The sequence below is a fragment of the Pseudomonas sp. Irchel 3H3 genome (assembly GCF_900187635.1).
In the GTDB taxonomy this organism is placed as follows: domain Bacteria; phylum Pseudomonadota; class Gammaproteobacteria; order Pseudomonadales; family Pseudomonadaceae; genus Aquipseudomonas.
On record NZ_FYEC01000006.1, the window covers coordinates 20,733 to 37,028 of the forward strand.

At 61.4% G+C, this 16,296-nt stretch carries 9 protein-coding genes; 5 read left to right on the plus strand and 4 right to left on the minus strand.

Annotated features, from left to right (window positions below; genetic code table 11):
* Positions 1–171: 171 nt before the first annotated feature.
* A complete protein-coding gene (gene putP / locus CKW24_RS08980) occupies positions 172–1,656 on the minus strand; it encodes a sodium/proline symporter PutP (protein WP_095167159.1) in 1,485 nt (494 codons plus the stop codon).
* 459 nt (positions 1,657–2,115) lie between these two features.
* Between putP and putA the strand changes: the two genes are divergently transcribed.
* Together putA and CKW24_RS08990 are read left to right on the plus strand one after the other, a co-directional pair.
* Positions 2,116–6,069, plus strand: a complete 3,954-nt coding sequence (gene putA / locus CKW24_RS08985; protein WP_095167160.1) for a trifunctional transcriptional regulator/proline dehydrogenase/L-glutamate gamma-semialdehyde dehydrogenase — start codon at positions 2,116–2,118, stop codon at positions 6,067–6,069.
* 260 nt (positions 6,070–6,329) lie between these two features.
* Complete coding sequence (locus CKW24_RS08990) at positions 6,330–8,132, plus strand: acyl-CoA dehydrogenase (protein ID WP_095167161.1); 1,803 nt, start codon at positions 6,330–6,332, stop codon at positions 8,130–8,132.
* Between the two features lie 141 nt (positions 8,133–8,273).
* Here the strand turns inward: CKW24_RS08990 and CKW24_RS08995 are convergent, their stop codons facing one another.
* Together CKW24_RS08995 and CKW24_RS09000 are read right to left on the minus strand one after the other, a co-directional pair.
* On the minus strand, positions 8,274–8,576 hold the full coding sequence (locus CKW24_RS08995; protein ID WP_095167163.1) for a cell division protein ZapA: 303 nt from the start codon (positions 8,574–8,576) through the stop codon (positions 8,274–8,276).
* Positions 8,573–8,803 carry a hypothetical protein gene (locus CKW24_RS09000; RefSeq protein WP_095167165.1) on the minus strand — a complete coding sequence of 77 codons (231 nt, stop codon included), beginning with the start codon at positions 8,801–8,803 and terminating at the stop codon, positions 8,573–8,575. The genes CKW24_RS08995 and CKW24_RS09000 overlap by 4 nt, the downstream gene beginning before the upstream one ends.
* A gap of 318 nt (positions 8,804–9,121) precedes the next feature.
* Between CKW24_RS09000 and CKW24_RS09005 the strand changes: the two genes are divergently transcribed.
* The 3 genes from CKW24_RS09005 to selO are packed head-to-tail and all read left to right on the plus strand — an operon-like array spanning position 9,122 to position 15,761.
* Positions 9,122–10,864, plus strand: coding sequence for a potassium/proton antiporter (locus CKW24_RS09005; protein ID WP_095167167.1), 1,743 nt, complete (start codon positions 9,122–9,124; stop codon positions 10,862–10,864).
* 34 nt (positions 10,865–10,898) lie between these two features.
* Positions 10,899–14,249 (plus strand): mechanosensitive channel MscK, encoded by a 3,351-nt coding sequence (mscK, locus tag CKW24_RS09010; RefSeq protein WP_095167169.1) that lies wholly within the window; start codon positions 10,899–10,901, stop codon positions 14,247–14,249.
* A gap of 48 nt (positions 14,250–14,297) precedes the next feature.
* On the plus strand, positions 14,298–15,761 hold the full coding sequence (selO, locus tag CKW24_RS09015) for a protein adenylyltransferase SelO (RefSeq protein WP_095167171.1): 1,464 nt from the start codon (positions 14,298–14,300) through the stop codon (positions 15,759–15,761).
* Positions 15,762–15,840: 79 nt separating this feature from the next.
* Here selO and CKW24_RS09020 read toward each other — a convergent pair whose 3' ends face one another.
* Entirely contained in the window at positions 15,841–16,275 is a 435-nt protein-coding gene (locus tag CKW24_RS09020) for a hypothetical protein (protein WP_143501166.1), read from the minus strand.
* Between the last annotated feature and the right edge of the window lie 21 nt (positions 16,276–16,296).

Below are 16,296 nucleotides of genomic sequence, written 5' to 3' on the forward strand. Positions count from 1 at the left end.
GGAGGCGAAGTTTACCTTTTACCGGCCAGCAAGTCAGGGGTTCGCAGCTGAGCGGGCCTGCGCTTTTGCAGTTGCCTGTTTCAGCAAAGTCCACCAACGAAAACGGCCCGCATCCATCAGGCTGCGGGCCGTTCTTTGATCAGCGATTGATCAGGGCATTGGCCCTGGCAATTACTTGTTCAGGTGGAAATCTTTCTCTGCTGCGGCAAAGCGCTGCAGCATGCCGGCCGATGGTTCGCCCATCTTGCTGACCAGGAAGATTGCCAGGCTGGCGAAGATGAAGCCCGGGATGATTTCGTACAGACCCAACAGTTCGAAATGCTTCCAGACGATCACAGTCACCGCACCTACCACGATACCGGCCAGTGCGCCGTTACGGGTCATGCCTTTCCACAGTACCGAAATCAGTACAACCGGACCAAAGGCGGCACCGAAGCCGGCCCAGGCGTAGCTCACCAGGCCCAGTACGCGGTTTTCCGGGTTGGCTGCCATCGCGATGGCCACCAGTGCAACCGCCAGGACCATAGCGCGGCCGACCCAGACCAGCTCGACCTGGGAAGCGTTCTTACGCAGGAAGGACTTGTAGAAGTCTTCGGTCAGGGCACTCGAGCACACCAGCAGTTGGCAGCTCAGGGTGCTCATTACCGCCGCCAGAATGGCCGACAGCAGCACGCCAGCGATCCATGGGTTGAACAGCAGCTTGGCCAGTTCGATGAACACACGTTCGTGGTTCTCGGTCACAGGGCCGGCAACTTCCGGGTGCGCCGAGAAGTAGGCGATACCGAAGAAGCCCACTGCCACGGTGCCGCCCAGGCACAGGATCATCCAGGTCATGGAGATGCGACGCGCCTTGGCGATCGACTTCACCGAATCCGCCGCCATGAATCGCGCCAGAATGTGCGGCTGGCCGAAGTAGCCCAGGCCCCAGCCCATCAGCGAGATGATGCCGATGAAGGTGGTGTTTTTCAGCATGTCGAAGTTGCTTGGATCTTGCGCTTCGATGGCCAGGAAGGTGGTGTCGACGCCACCGGTGGCCAGCAGCACGATGATCGGCGTCAGCAGCAGGGCGAAGATCATCAGTGTGGCTTGCACGGTGTCAGTCCAGCTGACTGCCAGGAAACCACCGACGAAGGTGTAGGCAATAGTCGCCGCAGCACCGGCCCACAGCGCAGTCTCGTAGGACATGCCGAAGGTGCTTTCGAACAGACGGGCGCCAGCCACAATGCCGGAAGCGCAGTAGATGGTGAAGAACACCAGGATCACCACGGCAGAAATGATGCGCAGCAGGCCGCTCTTGTCTTCGAAGCGGCTGGAGAAGTAGTCCGGCAGCGTCAGTGCATCACCGTTGTGCTCGGTCTGTACCCGCAGGCGACCGGCCACGAACAGCCAGTTCAGGTAGGCACCGATGATCAGGCCGATGGCGATCCAGCTTTCCGACAGGCCCGACATATAGATGGCACCTGGCAGGCCCATCAACAACCAGCCACTCATGTCCGAGGCGCCAGCGGAAAGCGCGGTCACGACGCTGCCCAGGCTACGGCCACCGAGAATGTAGTCAGAAAGGTTGTTGGTGGAGCGATAGGCCATGAAGCCGATCAGCACCATTGCTGCGATGTAGATCACGAACGTGATCAGGGTTGGATTGCTTGCACTCATTGAGTTACGCCCTGGCTTTGTTTTTATGTAGCAGCGGTCTGTTGAACCGCCACCAAACGATTACGCTTGAAAGACGATTGGAGAATCCGCGCATTTATGACTGATGTTTCCCCAGGAAAGCCATCAGCCGATGAACCGTCTCGTGGATGGTTGCACCTTGGGCGCGAATGCTATTCAACAAAGCAAATGAGGTGCAACCTGTTTCGCCCGAATAAGTTGCACCCAGTCGGAAATTTATTTTAAAGGACAGTTTTTGCTCCCTTTCGGAGCAAGAAACTCAACGGACTGGGAGAAAAAGCACCAAGCAGGGGCGACGCGCTGTTGCTTGAATTTAATTCCTGACGAACTGCCGATAATTCCGACAAAAAAGGGTTGCACCAGGTTGCACCTCCCTCAGTGCGCCGCTAATCTTGCCGCCAGCTGATGCCACGCAGTCGTGGCAAACATGAGGATAAAAATATGGCTACCACCACCCTTGGGGTCAAACTCGACGACCCGACCCGCGAGCGCCTCAAAGCCGCCGCGACCTCGATTGATCGCACGCCGCACTGGCTGATCAAGCAGGCGATTTTCAATTACCTGGAAAAACTCGAGGGTGGTGCAACCCTGACCGAGCTCAGCGGTTTGACCCGTGCCGAGGCCGATGACAGCACTGACGTGCACGTCGACCACGCGCACCAGTGCTTCCTTGAGTTCGCGGAAAGCATCCTGCCGCAATCGGTCCTGCGCGCCTCGATCACCGCCGCCTACCGTCGCCCTGAGCCGGAAGTGGTGCCAATGTTGCTCGAACAGGCCCGCCTGCCTGCAGCGATGGCCGATGCCACCAACAAGCTGGCCGCCTCGATTGCGGAAAAACTGCGTAACCAGAAGAGCGCCGGCGGCCGTGCAGGCATCGTCCAGGGTCTGCTGCAGGAATTCTCCCTGTCGTCCCAGGAAGGCGTGGCCCTGATGTGCCTGGCCGAAGCGCTGCTGCGGATTCCCGACAAAGGTACCCGCGACGCCCTGATCCGCGACAAGATCAGCACCGGCAACTGGCAACCGCACCTGGGCAACAGCCCGTCGCTGTTCGTCAATGCTGCGACCTGGGGCCTGCTGCTGACCGGCAAACTGGTCTCCACCCATAACGAATCAGGCCTGACTTCGTCCCTGAGCCGCATCATCGGCAAAAGCGGCGAACCGATGATCCGCAAGGGCGTCGACATGGCCATGCGCCTGATGGGCGAGCAGTTCGTGACCGGCGAAACCATCGCCGAAGCCCTGGCCAACGCCAGCAAGTTCGAAGCCAAGGGCTTCCGCTACTCCTACGACATGCTCGGCGAAGCAGCGCTGACCGAACATGACGCGCAGAAATACCTGGCGTCCTACGAGCAAGCCATCCACTCGATCGGCAAGGCGTCCCACGGTCGCGGCATTTACGAAGGCCCGGGCATCTCCATCAAGCTGTCGGCCCTGCACCCACGCTACAGCCGCGCCCAGTACGAGCGCGTGATGGACGAGCTGTACCCGCGCCTGCTGTCGCTGACCTTGCTGGCCAAGCAATACGACATCGGCCTGAACATCGACGCCGAAGAAGCCGACCGCCTGGAACTGTCGCTGGATCTGCTCGAGCGCCTGTGCTTCGAACCACAACTGACTGGCTGGAACGGCATCGGTTTTGTGATCCAGGCCTACCAGAAGCGTTGCCCGTACGTGATCGACTATGTGATCGACCTGGCTCGCCGCAGCCGTCATCGCCTGATGATCCGCCTGGTAAAAGGTGCGTACTGGGACAGCGAAATCAAGCGTGCCCAGGTCGAAGGCCTGGAAGGCTATCCGGTCTACACCCGCAAGGTGTACACCGACATTTCCTATATCGCTTGCGCGCGAAAACTGCTGTCGGTACCAGAAGTCATCTACCCACAGTTCGCGACCCACAACGCCCACACGCTGTCGGCCATCTACCATATCGCCGGTCAGAACTACTACCCGGGCCAGTACGAGTTCCAGTGCCTGCACGGCATGGGTGAACCACTGTACGAACAAGTCGTGGGCAAGGTTTCCGAAGGCAAGCTGAACCGTCCGTGCCGTGTGTACGCACCGGTCGGCACCCATGAAACCCTGCTGGCGTACCTGGTACGTCGCCTGCTGGAAAACGGCGCGAACACTTCGTTCGTCAACCGGATCGCCGACCAGTCGATCTCCATCCAGGAACTGGTGGCCGATCCAGTGAACCAGATCGAGCAGATGGCGACGCTGGAAGGCGGCTTCGGCTTGCCGCACCCGCGTATCCCGCTGCCGCGTGATCTGTATGGCAGCGAGCGCGCCAACTCCAGCGGCATCGACATGGCCAACGAACATCGCCTGGCTTCGCTGTCCTGCGCCCTGTTGTCGAGCGCCCATAACAACTGGAAAGCCGCGCCGATGCTCGGTTGTGCCTCCAGCAGCGAAACCCCGGCACCGGTCCTCAACCCGTCGGATCATCGCGACGTGGTCGGCCATGTCCAGGAAGCCACCGTCGAAGACGTCGACAACGCGATCCAGTGCGCCCTCAACGCCGCACCGATCTGGCAGGCCACCCCGCCCGCCGAGCGCGCGGCGATCCTGGAACGTGCCGCCGACCTGATGGAAGGCGAGATCCAGCCGCTGATGGGCCTGCTGGCCCGCGAAGCCGGCAAGACCTTCGCCAACGCCATCGCCGAAGTGCGCGAAGCCGTGGACTTCCTGCGTTACTACGCGGTGCAGGCACGCAACGATTTCAGCAACGACGCCCACCGCCCACTGGGTCCGGTGGTGTGCATCAGCCCGTGGAACTTCCCATTGGCAATCTTCAGTGGTCAAGTGGCTGCTGCATTGGCCGCCGGTAACCCGGTACTGGCCAAGCCTGCGGAACAGACCCCGCTGATCGCCGCTCAAGCCGTGCGCCTGCTGCTCGAAGCCGGTATCCCTGAAGGCGTCCTGCAACTGCTGCCAGGCCGTGGTGAAACCGTCGGTGCCGGCCTGGTCGGCGACGATCGCGTCAAAGGCGTGATGTTCACCGGTTCCACCGAAGTCGCGCGCCTGCTGCAACGCAACATCGCCGGGCGCCTGGACTCCCAGGGCCGTCCGATTCCACTGATCGCCGAAACCGGTGGCCAGAACGCCATGATCGTCGACTCCTCGGCCCTCACCGAACAGGTGGTGATCGATGTGGTTTCCTCGGCCTTCGACAGCGCCGGCCAGCGTTGCTCGGCACTGCGCGTGCTGTGCCTGCAGGAAGATTCGGCAGACCGCGTGATCGAAATGCTCAAGGGCGCCATGGCTGAATGCCGCCTGGGCAATCCGGAGCGCCTGTCCGTGGACATCGGCCCGGTGATCGACGCCGAAGCCAAGGCTGGCATCGAGAAGCACATCCAGGGCATGCGCGACAAAGGTCGCAGCGTGTACCAGGTGGCAATCGCCGATGGCGAGGAAGTCAAACGCGGCACCTTCATCATGCCGACCCTGATCGAGCTGGAAAGCTTCGACGAGCTGCAACGCGAGATTTTCGGGCCGGTACTGCACGTGGTGCGCTACAAGCGCAAAGACATCGACCTGCTGATCGAGCAGATCAACGCTTCCGGCTACGGCCTAACCCTGGGCGTGCACACTCGCATCGACGAGACCATCGCCAAGGTGATCGACAACGTCAATGCCGGTAACGTCTACGTCAACCGCAACATCGTGGGTGCCGTGGTCGGCGTGCAACCGTTCGGCGGCGAAGGCCTGTCGGGCACTGGCCCGAAAGCCGGTGGCCCGCTGTACCTGTACCGCCTGCTGTCGACTCGCCCAAGCGACGCGATCGAGCAATCCTTCGCCCGTGCCGATGCCGAGACAGCGCCGGATGTGCGTCTGCGTGATGCCATGCGCAAGCCACTGACCGCCCTGCAAGCCTGGGCCGACAGCCACAAGCTCAACGACCTCAGCGCCCTGTGCGTGAAGTTCGCCGAGCAATCGCAAAGCGGTATCACCCGCGTCCTGGCCGGCCCGACCGGCGAGCGCAACAGCTATGCGATCCTGCCACGCGAACACGTACTGTGCCTGGCGGACAGCGAAAGCGACCTGCTGACGCAACTGGCTGCGGTCCTGGCCGTGGGCGGCTCGGCAGTGATGCCGGAGAACGAGCTGAGCAAGGCACTGCTGGCCCGTCTGCCAAAAGAAGTACAGGCGCGCATCCAGCGGGTTGCAGACTGGACCAAGGACGAAGTCGTCATTGATGCCGTGCTGCATCATGGTCACTCCGACCAGTTGCGTGCGGTCTGCCAGCAAGTGGCAACCCGTGCCGGCGCCATCGTCGGGGTCCACGGCCAGGCGCCGGGGGAAACCGGCATTGCGCTGGAACGCCTGGTGATCGAGCGTGCGCTGAGCGTCAACACCGCAGCGGCCGGCGGTAACGCCAGCCTGATGACTATTGGCTAAAACCGATAAGCCGGGCACCTGCAACAGATGCCCGGTCAAGCAACAATCCCTGTGGGAGCTGGCTTGCCAGCGATAGCGATGTGTCAGTCACCATTAGTGTTGACTGATCTGCCGCCATCGCTGGCAAGCCAGCTCCCACAGTGGTTTGTGGTGAGTATGTTAAGTCACCGCTCTTGCCCACCATCACGCTCATCAATCTTGCTGTTCACCCCGCCCTTCCCGCCTCTAGACTCGGCCCATTCCAAAAAAGGTAGGCCGCCATGTCCGAGACGCTGCTCAGTTCCCGCAATCTGGCTTTCGAGCTGTACGAAGTCCTCGATGCCGAGGGTTTGACTCAGCGCGAGCGTTTCGCCGAGCACAACCGCGAGACCTTTGACGCGGCCATTGGCACTGCCCGCAGCATCGCCGAGAAGTACTTTGCGCCCCATAACCGCAAGGGCGACGAGAACGAGCCGCGCTATGAAGACGGCAAGGCGATCCTGATCCCGGAAGTCAAACCTGCCGTGGATGCCTTCCTCGAGGCCGGTTTTCTCAACGCCGCCCGCAGTTTCGAGGCCGGTGGCATGCAGTTGCCGACCCTGCTGTCGCAAGCCTGTTTCGCCCACTTTCAAGCAGCCAACGCGGCAACCACTTCCTACCCGTTCCTGACCATGGGCGCGGCCAACCTGATCGAGAGCTTTGGCACCGACGAGCAGAAACAACGTTTCCTGCAGCCAATGATCGACGGTCGGTTTTTCGGCACCATGGCCCTCACCGAACCCCACGCCGGCTCGTCGCTGTCGGACATCCGCACCCGCGCCGAACCGGCGTCTGACGGTACTTATCGTCTCAAGGGCAACAAGATCTTTATTTCCGGCGGCGATCATCCGCTCTCGGAAAACATCGTGCACATGGTGCTGGCCAAGCTGCCGGACGCGCCGGCCGGCGTGAAAGGGATTTCGCTGTTCATCGTCCCCAAGTTCCTGGTCAACGATGACGGCAGCCTCGGTAAGCGCAATGACGTGCTGCTGGCCGGCCTGTTCCACAAGATGGGCTGGCGCGGCACCACTTCGACTGCGTTGAACTTCGGCGATAACGGGGAGTGTGTCGGCTATCTGGTAGGCAAGCCGCACCAAGGCCTGAGCTGCATGTTCCAGATGATGAACGAGGCGCGGATCGGCGTCGGCATGGGCGCGGTGATGCTGGGGTATGCCGGCTACCTGTATTCCCTGGAATACGCCCGCGAACGCCCGCAAGGTCGCCTGCCGGACAGCAAGGACCCGAATACCGCCCCGGTCTCGATCGTCCAGCACGCCGACGTCAAGCGCATGCTGCTGACCCAGAAAGCCTACGTCGAAGGCGCATTCGACCTCGGCCTCTACGCAGCGCGATTGTTCGATGACACCACGACGCTTGAGACCGAAGCCGGGCGCAAAAAGGCGCACGAACTGCTGGACCTGCTGACGCCCATCGTCAAATCCTGGCCATCGGAGTTCTGCCTGAAGGCCAACGAACTGGCGATCCAGATCCTCGGCGGCCATGGCTACACCCGCGAGTACCCAGTGGAGCAGTACTACCGCGACAACCGCCTGAACCCGATCCACGAGGGCACCCACGGCATTCAGTCGCTGGACCTGCTGGGGCGCAAGCTCGCGCAGAACGGCGGCGCGGGGCTCAAGCAACTGATCCGCCTGATCGCCGACACCGCCGAACGTGCCCAGGCATATGAATCGCTGACGCCATTACGTGAGCCGCTAGAAAAGCTGGTGGCGCGCCTGCAAACCGTGACCATCGGCCTGCTGACCGACCTGGCTCAGGGCAAGGTCAACAGCAGCCTGGCCAACTCGGCGCTGTACCTGAAGGTATTTGGTCACACGGTGATCGGCTGGCGCTGGCTGGAACAGGCGATCCGCGCCGAAGAAGGGTTGGCCAAGGGCAATGCCGCGGATGTGAGCTTCTATAAAGGCAAGCTGCAAGCGGCGCGCTACTTCCTGACCTGGGAAGTGCCGGGTTGCCACCATGAGCTGGCGATTCTTGAAGCGCGCGATGACGTGTGCCTGGGCATGCAGGATGAGTGGTTTTGATCACTGCCTTGCGGTGCTGAAATCCAATCGTCGGATCGCCGCCCGGAACAAGCTCGCTCCCACAAGGATCTGTGTTGTTCACAGATAAGTGGGAGCGGGGCTTGCCCGCGATAGCGTCAGTTGGGCCGACGCTATTTTCAGTCAGACCTGACTGATGGTCTTGGCAATCACTTCGACCGTGGCGCTGACTTGCTCTTGGTAACGGTCGAGTTCCTGTTGGTGACGTTTCTGCATTTCCAACTGCTTTGAACACAGGTTCATCGCCGTCAGCACCAGCAGTTTGTCCCCGATCAGGGTCGGGTATTTCTTCTTGGTCTCAGCCAGCACCGCCTTGAGCATGAGCGCGGCGTCGAGCAGCATCTGCTCTTCCCCGGCCGGCGCCTTGATCGAATAGTCTTCTCCAAGAATGGAAACGACTTTTACCCCATCGGCACCGTGATTCATGCGTTCACAGGACCTGCGCTCACACGCTCAACCAGGGCTTGAATACGGGCTACGGTGGCACCCTGCTTTTCTTCCTGTTCCATCAGGCTCAATTGCAGGCTTTCGTTTTCGTCCTTGGCCTGGGCCAGCTCGGCGCTCAGGGTCTGGTTAGTGCCGAGCAGTTCCTGGTTCTGTTGCACCAGCTCGCTGACCAGTTGCTCCAATTGGCTTAGGGTTGCTTCCAACATTTTGATATTCCGGGCATTTTCAAAGGGCGCGTACGATAAAGAAAAGTCACCACAGGCGCCAGGGTTATTGCGGCGCAGAGCCTTGATTTTCCTGGCGGCGATCTTTCCTGCGAATGTTAAAGACTGCGATTGGCCCATCTGGTTCCTGCAACTCGTCAGGGGCAAGCAATTGTTACCCGCGCCCCCTTGATTACACGGGGGTGAAACAGGCCACTTAAAAGCTTTTTGACAGCATCACATTTCAACAGGTTAGAATCGCTGGCACGCAGACTGCATGGTCAGTTCGCGCCCGCCTTTCAGCTTTCCGGAGTACTGCCTTTGAATGCGACGACCATCAACAGCCTGTTCTTGATCGGCGCGTTGCTGGTAGGTGCGAGCATTCTAGTAAGTTCACTTTCCTCCCGTCTGGGCATCCCGATTCTGGTGATCATCCTGGCCGTGGGCATGGCCGCCGGCGTCGACGGTGGCGGCATCATTTTCGATAACTACCCCACCGCGTACCTGGTCGGCAACCTGGCCCTGGCCGTGATCCTGCTCGATGGCGGCTTGCGCACCAGGGTTTCGAGCTTTCGCGTGGCGTTATGGCCGGCGTTGTCGCTGGCCACCGTCGGGGTGCTGATCACCACCGGGCTGACCGGCATGGCCGCGGCCTGGCTGTTCGACCTGAACCTGATCCAGGGCCTGTTGATCGGCGCCATCGTCGGCTCCACCGATGCCGCGGCGGTGTTCTCCCTGCTCGGCGGCAAGGGCCTCAACGAACGTGTGACGGCCACCCTGGAAATCGAGTCCGGCAGCAACGACCCGATGGCGGTGTTCCTCACCGTGACCCTGATCGACATGCTCGCCAGCGGCCAGACCGGCCTGCACTGGAGCCTGCTGACTCACCTGCTGCGCGAGTTCGGTATCGGCGGCCTGATTGGCCTGGGCGGTGGCTGGCTGATGCTGCAGATGGTCAACCGGATCAACCTGGCCACCGGTCTGTACCCGATCCTGGTGATCGCCGGTGGCCTGGTGGTCTTTGCCCTGACCAACGCCCTGCACGGCAGTGGTTTCCTCGCGGTGTACCTGTGTGGCCTGGTGATCGGCAACCGCCCGGTGCGCAGCCGCCACGGCATTTTGCACATGCTCGACGGCATGGCATGGCTGGCGCAAATCGGCATGTTCCTGGTGTTGGGCCTGCTGGTCACGCCCCACGACCTGCTGCCGATCGCCCTGCCGGCCCTTGGCCTGGCCCTGTGGATGATCCTGTTTGCCCGGCCGCTCTCGGTGATGGTCGGCCTGCTGCCGTTCAAGGCTTTCCATGGCCGGGAAAAGGTGTTCATTTCCTGGGTCGGCCTGCGCGGCGCGGTACCGATCATTCTCGCGGTGTTCCCGCTGATGGCCGGGCTGCCCAACGCCCAGCTGTACTTCAACCTGGCGTTTTTCATTGTGCTGGTGTCGCTGCTGGTCCAGGGCACGAGCCTGCCGTGGGTGGCCAAGCTGCTGAAGGTGACGGTGCCGCCGGAGCCCGCGCCGATCTCCCGCGCAGCCCTGGAAGTGCACGTGACCAGCGAGTGGGAACTGTTCGTTTACCGTCTCGGCGCGGAAAAGTGGTGCATCGGCGCAGCCCTGCGCGAGCTGAAAATGCCCGAAGGCACCCGCATTGCTGCCCTGTTTCGCGGCCAGCAACTGCTCCATCCGTCGGGTAGTACGGTGCTCGAAGTCGATGATTTGCTCTGCGTGATCGGCCATGAACACAACCTCCCGGCCCTCGGAAAGCTGTTCAGCCAGGCCCCGCAACGGGGCCTCGACCTGCGTTTTTTCGGCGATTTCGTTCTCGAAGGCGACGCCCAGCTGGGCGCGGTTTCCGCGCTGTACGGGCTGCAACTCGAAGGGGTCGATCCGGACATGCCGCTGGGCCGCTTCATTACCCAGAAAGTCGGCGGCGCTCCGGTGGTAGGTGACCAGGTGGAATGGAACAACACCATCTGGACGGTTGCGGTCATGGACGGGAACAAGATTGCCAAAGTGGGCGTCAGATTCCCCGAAGGAAGTCGCCCGGGCCCCGGCTTGTTCCTCTAAACTCCTTTTTCCGCCACGTTTTCGATCGGTCTCTATGCCAACCCTGCGCACATTTTTAGCTGTAGCCCTGTTGGGGCTGAGTCTTTCCGTCGGCACCCTGCAGGCGGCCGAACCACCTTCCGCTGACACCGTGCAGAAGAGCCTGGACAAGATCGCCGAACGCAAACTGCCCGAGGCCGATCAAAAAGCCCTGCAAGCGGTACTGCAACAGACCCTGACCCAGCTGTCGAACAAGGCCGATTACGACAAGCGCCTCAACGACCTCAAGCAACAGCTGAGCACCGCGCCCAAGCAGAACATCGAGAACCAGCGCGAACTGGACCGTCTCGAGGCGACCAAGGTGATCCCGGTTGCCCAGCGCTACGCCAGCCTGAGCGTGCCGCAGCTCGAACAGATGCTCACCGAGCGCAGTACCCAGCAAAGCGACCTGCAAAAGGCCCTGGCCGATGCCAATAGCCTGATCATCACGGCCCAGACCCGCCCCGAGCGCGCCCAGGCCGAAATCAGCAGCAGCCAGACCCGCATCCTGCAGATCAACAACATCCTCAAGACCGGCAAGGACAACGGCAAGACTCTCTCCAACGAGCAACGCGACCTGCTCAACGCCGAGCTCGCCGCCCTGAATGCGCTGATCCCGTTGCGCCGCCAGGAACTGGCCGGCAACAGCCAGCTACAGGACCTGGGCAACAGCCAGCACGACCTGCTGACCGAACGCACTGTGCGTATGGAGCGGGAGATCCAGGACCTGCAGACCCTGATCAACCAGAAACGCCTGGCACAGTCCCAGGAGACGGTTACCCAGCAGTCGATCGAAGCCCAGAAAGCCGGCGGCAGCAGCCTGCTCGCCACCGAAAGCGCGGCCAACCTGAAGCTCTCCGACTACCTGCTCAAAAGCACCGACCGCCTCAACGAACTGACCCAGCAGAACCTGCAAACCAAGCAGCAGCTCGACACCGTGACCCAGAGCGACGCGGCGCTGGATGAACAGATCAGCGTCCTCAAGGGCAGCCTGCTGCTGTCGAAGATCCTCTACAAGCAAAAGCAGGCCTTGCCCCGCTTGCGCCTGGACCGCGACCTGGCCGACCAGATTGCCGACATCCGCCTGTACCAATTCGAAGTCAATCAGCAACGCGAGCTGATCAGCAATCCCACAGCCTATGTGGATAACTTGCTGGCAGCCCAACCGCCGGACCAGGTTACCCCGCAACTGCGCAAGAACCTGCTGGAGCTGGCGCTGACCCGGGTCGACCTGCTGGAGCGCCTGAACCGTGAGCTGAGCGCCCTGCTCAACGAATCCATCACCCTGCAGTTGAACCAGAAGCAACTGCTGACCACCGCCCAGAACCTGCGCTCGACCCTCGACGAACAGATGTTCTGGATCCCCAGCAACAAGCCGCTGGACCTGGAATGGCTGCGGGCCGTGCCGACGCGCCTGGAAAAGCAGATCAACACCCTGCCCTGGACCTCGACCCTGACCGAGCTGAGTGACGGCCTGATCCAGCGACCGCTGCTGTTCACCCCGCTGGCGCTGCTGATCGGCTTTCTACTGTGGCGCCGCAAGTACCTGTATGGCCGCCTGAACAAGGTCCACCAGGATATCGGGCACTTCAAGCGCGACAGTCAATGGCACACGCCCCAGGCAATTCTGATCAATGTGCTGCTGGCGATGCCGGTTTCCCTGGCACTGGCGCTGTGTGGCTACGCCTTGCAGATCGACGCCCGCGGGCAAAACACCAACCTCGGTGCGGCCCTGCTGCAAGTGTCCCAGGCCTGGCTGGTGTTCTACACCGCCTACCGGATCCTGGCACCCGGCGGTGTGGCGCAGTTGCACTTCCGCTGGGAAAAACCCCAGGTCGAGTTCCTTCGCGGCTGGATCCGGCGCCTGGGCGTGGTGGTGATCGCGCTGGTCGCCGTGGTAGCGGTGGCCGAGTTGCAACCGGCGGCACTGGCCGATGACGTGCTGGGCATCGGTGTGGTGCTGACCTGCTACGCCCTGATGGCCTGGCTGCTCAGTCGCCTGTTGCTCCACAGCCCGACCCACAACAACGCCTCGCTGTTTCGCAAGGCGGTCGGGGTGATGTTCACCGCGCTGCCCGTGGCGCTGTTCATTGCCGTGTGCTTTGGCTACTTCTACACCGCCCTGAAGCTCAGCGACCGGTTGATCAACACCCTGTACCTGTTGATGTTCTGGCTGGTGATCGAGGCCACCTTCGTGCGTGGCCTGTCCGTGGCGGCTCGGCGCCTGGCCTACCAGCGGGCGCTGACCAAGCGCCTGGCGGCCAAGGAAGCCGGCGATGGCGAAGTGGTGGTCGAAGAGCCGACGCTGGACATCGAGAAGGTCAACGAGCAATCCCTGCGCCTGATCCGCCTGGCCCTGCTGGGTGGCTTCATTGCCGCCCTGTACTGGGTCTGGGCCGACCTGATCACGGTGTTCTCGTACCTGGACAACATCACCCTCTACGAATACACCAGCGGCACCGGCGCCAACATGAGCATGGTGCCGATCAGCATCGGCGACATGCTCGGCGCCCTGATCATCATCGGCATCACCATGGCCCTGGCGCGCAACCTGCCCGGCCTGCTGGAAGTGCTGGTGCTGTCCAAGCTTGACCTGGCCCAGGGCAGCGCCTACGCCACCACCACCTTGCTGACCTACGTGATCGCCGGCATCGGTTTCGTGACCACCCTGTCGACCCTCGGGGTCAGTTGGGACAAGCTGCAATGGCTGGTGGCGGCGCTCTCGGTCGGCCTGGGTTTCGGCATGCAGGAAATCTTCGCCAACTTCATCTCCGGGATCATGATCCTGTTCGAGCGTCCGGTACGGATCGGCGACACCATCACCATCGGCAACCTGTCGGGCACGGTGAGCAAAATCCGCATCCGCGCAACCACCATCACCGACTTCGACCGCAAGGACATCATCGTCCCGAACAAGACGTTCATCACCGGGCAACTGATCAACTGGTCGCTGACCGACACCATCACCCGTGTGACGCTCAAGCTTGGCGTGGACTATGGCTCGGACCTGGACCTGGTCAAGGAGCTGCTGCTCAAGGCCGCCCGCGACAACCCGCGGGTGCTCAAGGAGCCGGAGCCCCACGTGTACTTCCTGAACTTCGGCGAAAGCACCCTGGATCACGAACTGCGCGTGCACGTGCGTGACCTGGGTGACCGCAACCCGGTCCTCGACGAGATCAACCGGTTCATCAACCGCGAGTTCAAGAAGCAGCACATCAACATCTCGTTCCGGCAGATGGAGGTGTACCTGAAGAACCTCCACGGCCAGGAATACAAGATGGTGCCGATCGAACCGGAAGCGAAAACCATCGTTGCGGCAAAGGACCTCTCTGGCGAGCAACAACCACCCGCGCCGAAACTCGACTAACCGGGCAATCCCCAGCAGAATGCTCGGACATTCTGCTGGAGATGGCCGTTGAAAGCCCTCGACGAACTGACCTTCGACAACCGCTTCGCTCGCCTGGGCGACGCGTTCTCAACCCATGTCCTGCCCGAGCCCATCAGCGAGCCGCGCCTGGTCGTGGCCAGCCCCGCCGCCATGGCCCTGTTGGACCTCGACCCGGCGGTGGCCGAGACCCCGGTGTTCGCCGAGCTGTTCGGCGGTCACAAACTGTGGGCAGAAGCCGAACCCCGGGCAATGGTCTACTCCGGGCATCAGTTCGGTTCCTACAACCCGCAACTGGGCGATGGCCGCGGGCTATTGCTGGGCGAGGTCTACAACCAGGCCGGCGAGCATTGGGACCTGCACCTCAAGGGGGCCGGGCAGACGCCCTACTCACGCATGGGCGATGGCCGCGCCGTGCTGCGTTCCTCGATCCGCGAGTTCCTCGCCTCGGAAGCGCTGCACGCACTGGGCATCCCGAGCAGCCGCGCGCTGTGTGTGATCGGCTCCAGCACACCGGTGTGGCGCGAGAAACAGGAACGGGCGGCGATGGTCCTGCGCCTGGCGCCGAGCCACGTGCGTTTCGGCCACTTTGAATACTTCTACTACACCAAACGTCCCGAGCAACAGAAGGCGCTCGGCGAACACGTCCTGGCGCAACACTTCCCCGAGTGCCTGGAACAGCCGGAACCTTACCTGGCGATGTTCCGCGAAATCGTCGAGCGCAACGCCGAGCTGATTGCCAAGTGGCAGGCCTATGGGTTCTGCCATGGGGTGATGAACACCGACAACATGTCGATCCTGGGCATCACCTTCGACTTCGGGCCATTCGCCTTTCTCGACGATTTCGATGCCCACTTCATCTGCAACCACTCCGATGACCAGGGCCGCTACTCGTTCAGCAACCAGGTACCGATCGGCCAGTGGAACCTCAGCGCCCTGGCGCAGGCCCTGACGCCATTCATCAGTGTCGAAGCCCTGCGCGAGGCCCTGAGCCTGTACTTGCCGCTGTTCCAGGCCCATTACCTGGACCTGATGCGCCGACGCCTGGGCCTGACCACCGGCGAAGACAGTGACCAGGCCCTGGTCGAGCAGCTACTGCAGTTAATGCAAAACAGTGCCGTCGACTACAGCCTGTTTTTCCGCCGCCTCGGCGATCATGCACCCGAGCAGGCCCTAGCCCGCTTGCGCGATGACTTTGTCGACATCCAGGGTTTTGATGCGTGGGGCGAGCGCTACAAGGACCGGGTGGCCCGTGAAGGGCTGGTTGACCAGGAACAGCGCCGCACACGGATGCACGCGGTCAACCCGCTGTACATCCTGCGCAACTATCTGGCGCAAAAAGCCATCGATGCGGCAGAAAATGGCGACTATTGCGAAGTCCGCCGCCTGCACGCGGTGCTGAGCAAGCCGTTCGAGCAACAACCGGGAATGGACAGCTACGCTGAACGCCCGCCGGAATGGGGCAAGCATCTGGAGATCAGTTGTTCGTCGTGAGGTGATATTCAGATAAACATCTAGGCAAAATGCTAAAGCAATCTTCCAAGCTCGGAATGCGAGCCAAAAACTCGTTGCATCAATCGGCCTGAGCCGGCTCAGGCCGCTTACCGTGCTTGAAAAGCACAAAGTCGCGATCAATATTAACCGTAGCGGCACTCTTGATAATGAACGCTAATCCAAAGCCGATCGCCACAAACAAACCTGAAACTTCAGGGTCTGCCGCGTAGAGGCTTGCAACCATACCGATCAAGAAATAAGGCAACATAATCAGCAAGGCCATCTTTCCCACGCGGGCGGCTGTTTGTAGCTTCTTGTCCAGCACCTGACGGTCACCTTCCTCAAGCAGAAGTTCCGAACCGCATTGATCGCAAGAGATCGGGTGTAGCTCGATCAGTTCAAACGCCTGCTGATACGAAGGTGTCAACAACGAACTGCAATGCCCGCAACTCATGTTTACATCATTGTAAGTAGTTGACTCGGCGACCGAAGCCGACTCATTTGTGTTACTCATGATTGTTAGATCCCTTCAGTT

What these genes read in the sequence shown, in the direction of transcription:
- putP (WP_095167159.1), bottom strand. Translation starts at nt 1,656, where the DNA reads ATGAGTGCAAGCAATCCAACCCTGATCACGTTCGTGATCTACATCGCA.
- CKW24_RS08995 (WP_095167163.1), bottom strand. Translation starts at nt 8,576, where the DNA reads ATGAATCACGGTGCCGATGGGGTAAAAGTCGTTTCCATTCTTGGAGAA.
- mscK (WP_095167169.1), top strand. Translation starts at nt 10,899, where the DNA reads ATGCCAACCCTGCGCACATTTTTAGCTGTAGCCCTGTTGGGGCTGAGT.
- CKW24_RS08990 (WP_095167161.1), top strand. Translation starts at nt 6,330, where the DNA reads ATGTCCGAGACGCTGCTCAGTTCCCGCAATCTGGCTTTCGAGCTGTAC.
- CKW24_RS09000 (WP_095167165.1), bottom strand. Translation starts at nt 8,803, where the DNA reads ATGTTGGAAGCAACCCTAAGCCAATTGGAGCAACTGGTCAGCGAGCTG.
- putA (WP_095167160.1), top strand. Translation starts at nt 2,116, where the DNA reads ATGGCTACCACCACCCTTGGGGTCAAACTCGACGACCCGACCCGCGAG.
- CKW24_RS09020 (WP_143501166.1), bottom strand. Translation starts at nt 16,275, where the DNA reads ATGAGTAACACAAATGAGTCGGCTTCGGTCGCCGAGTCAACTACTTAC.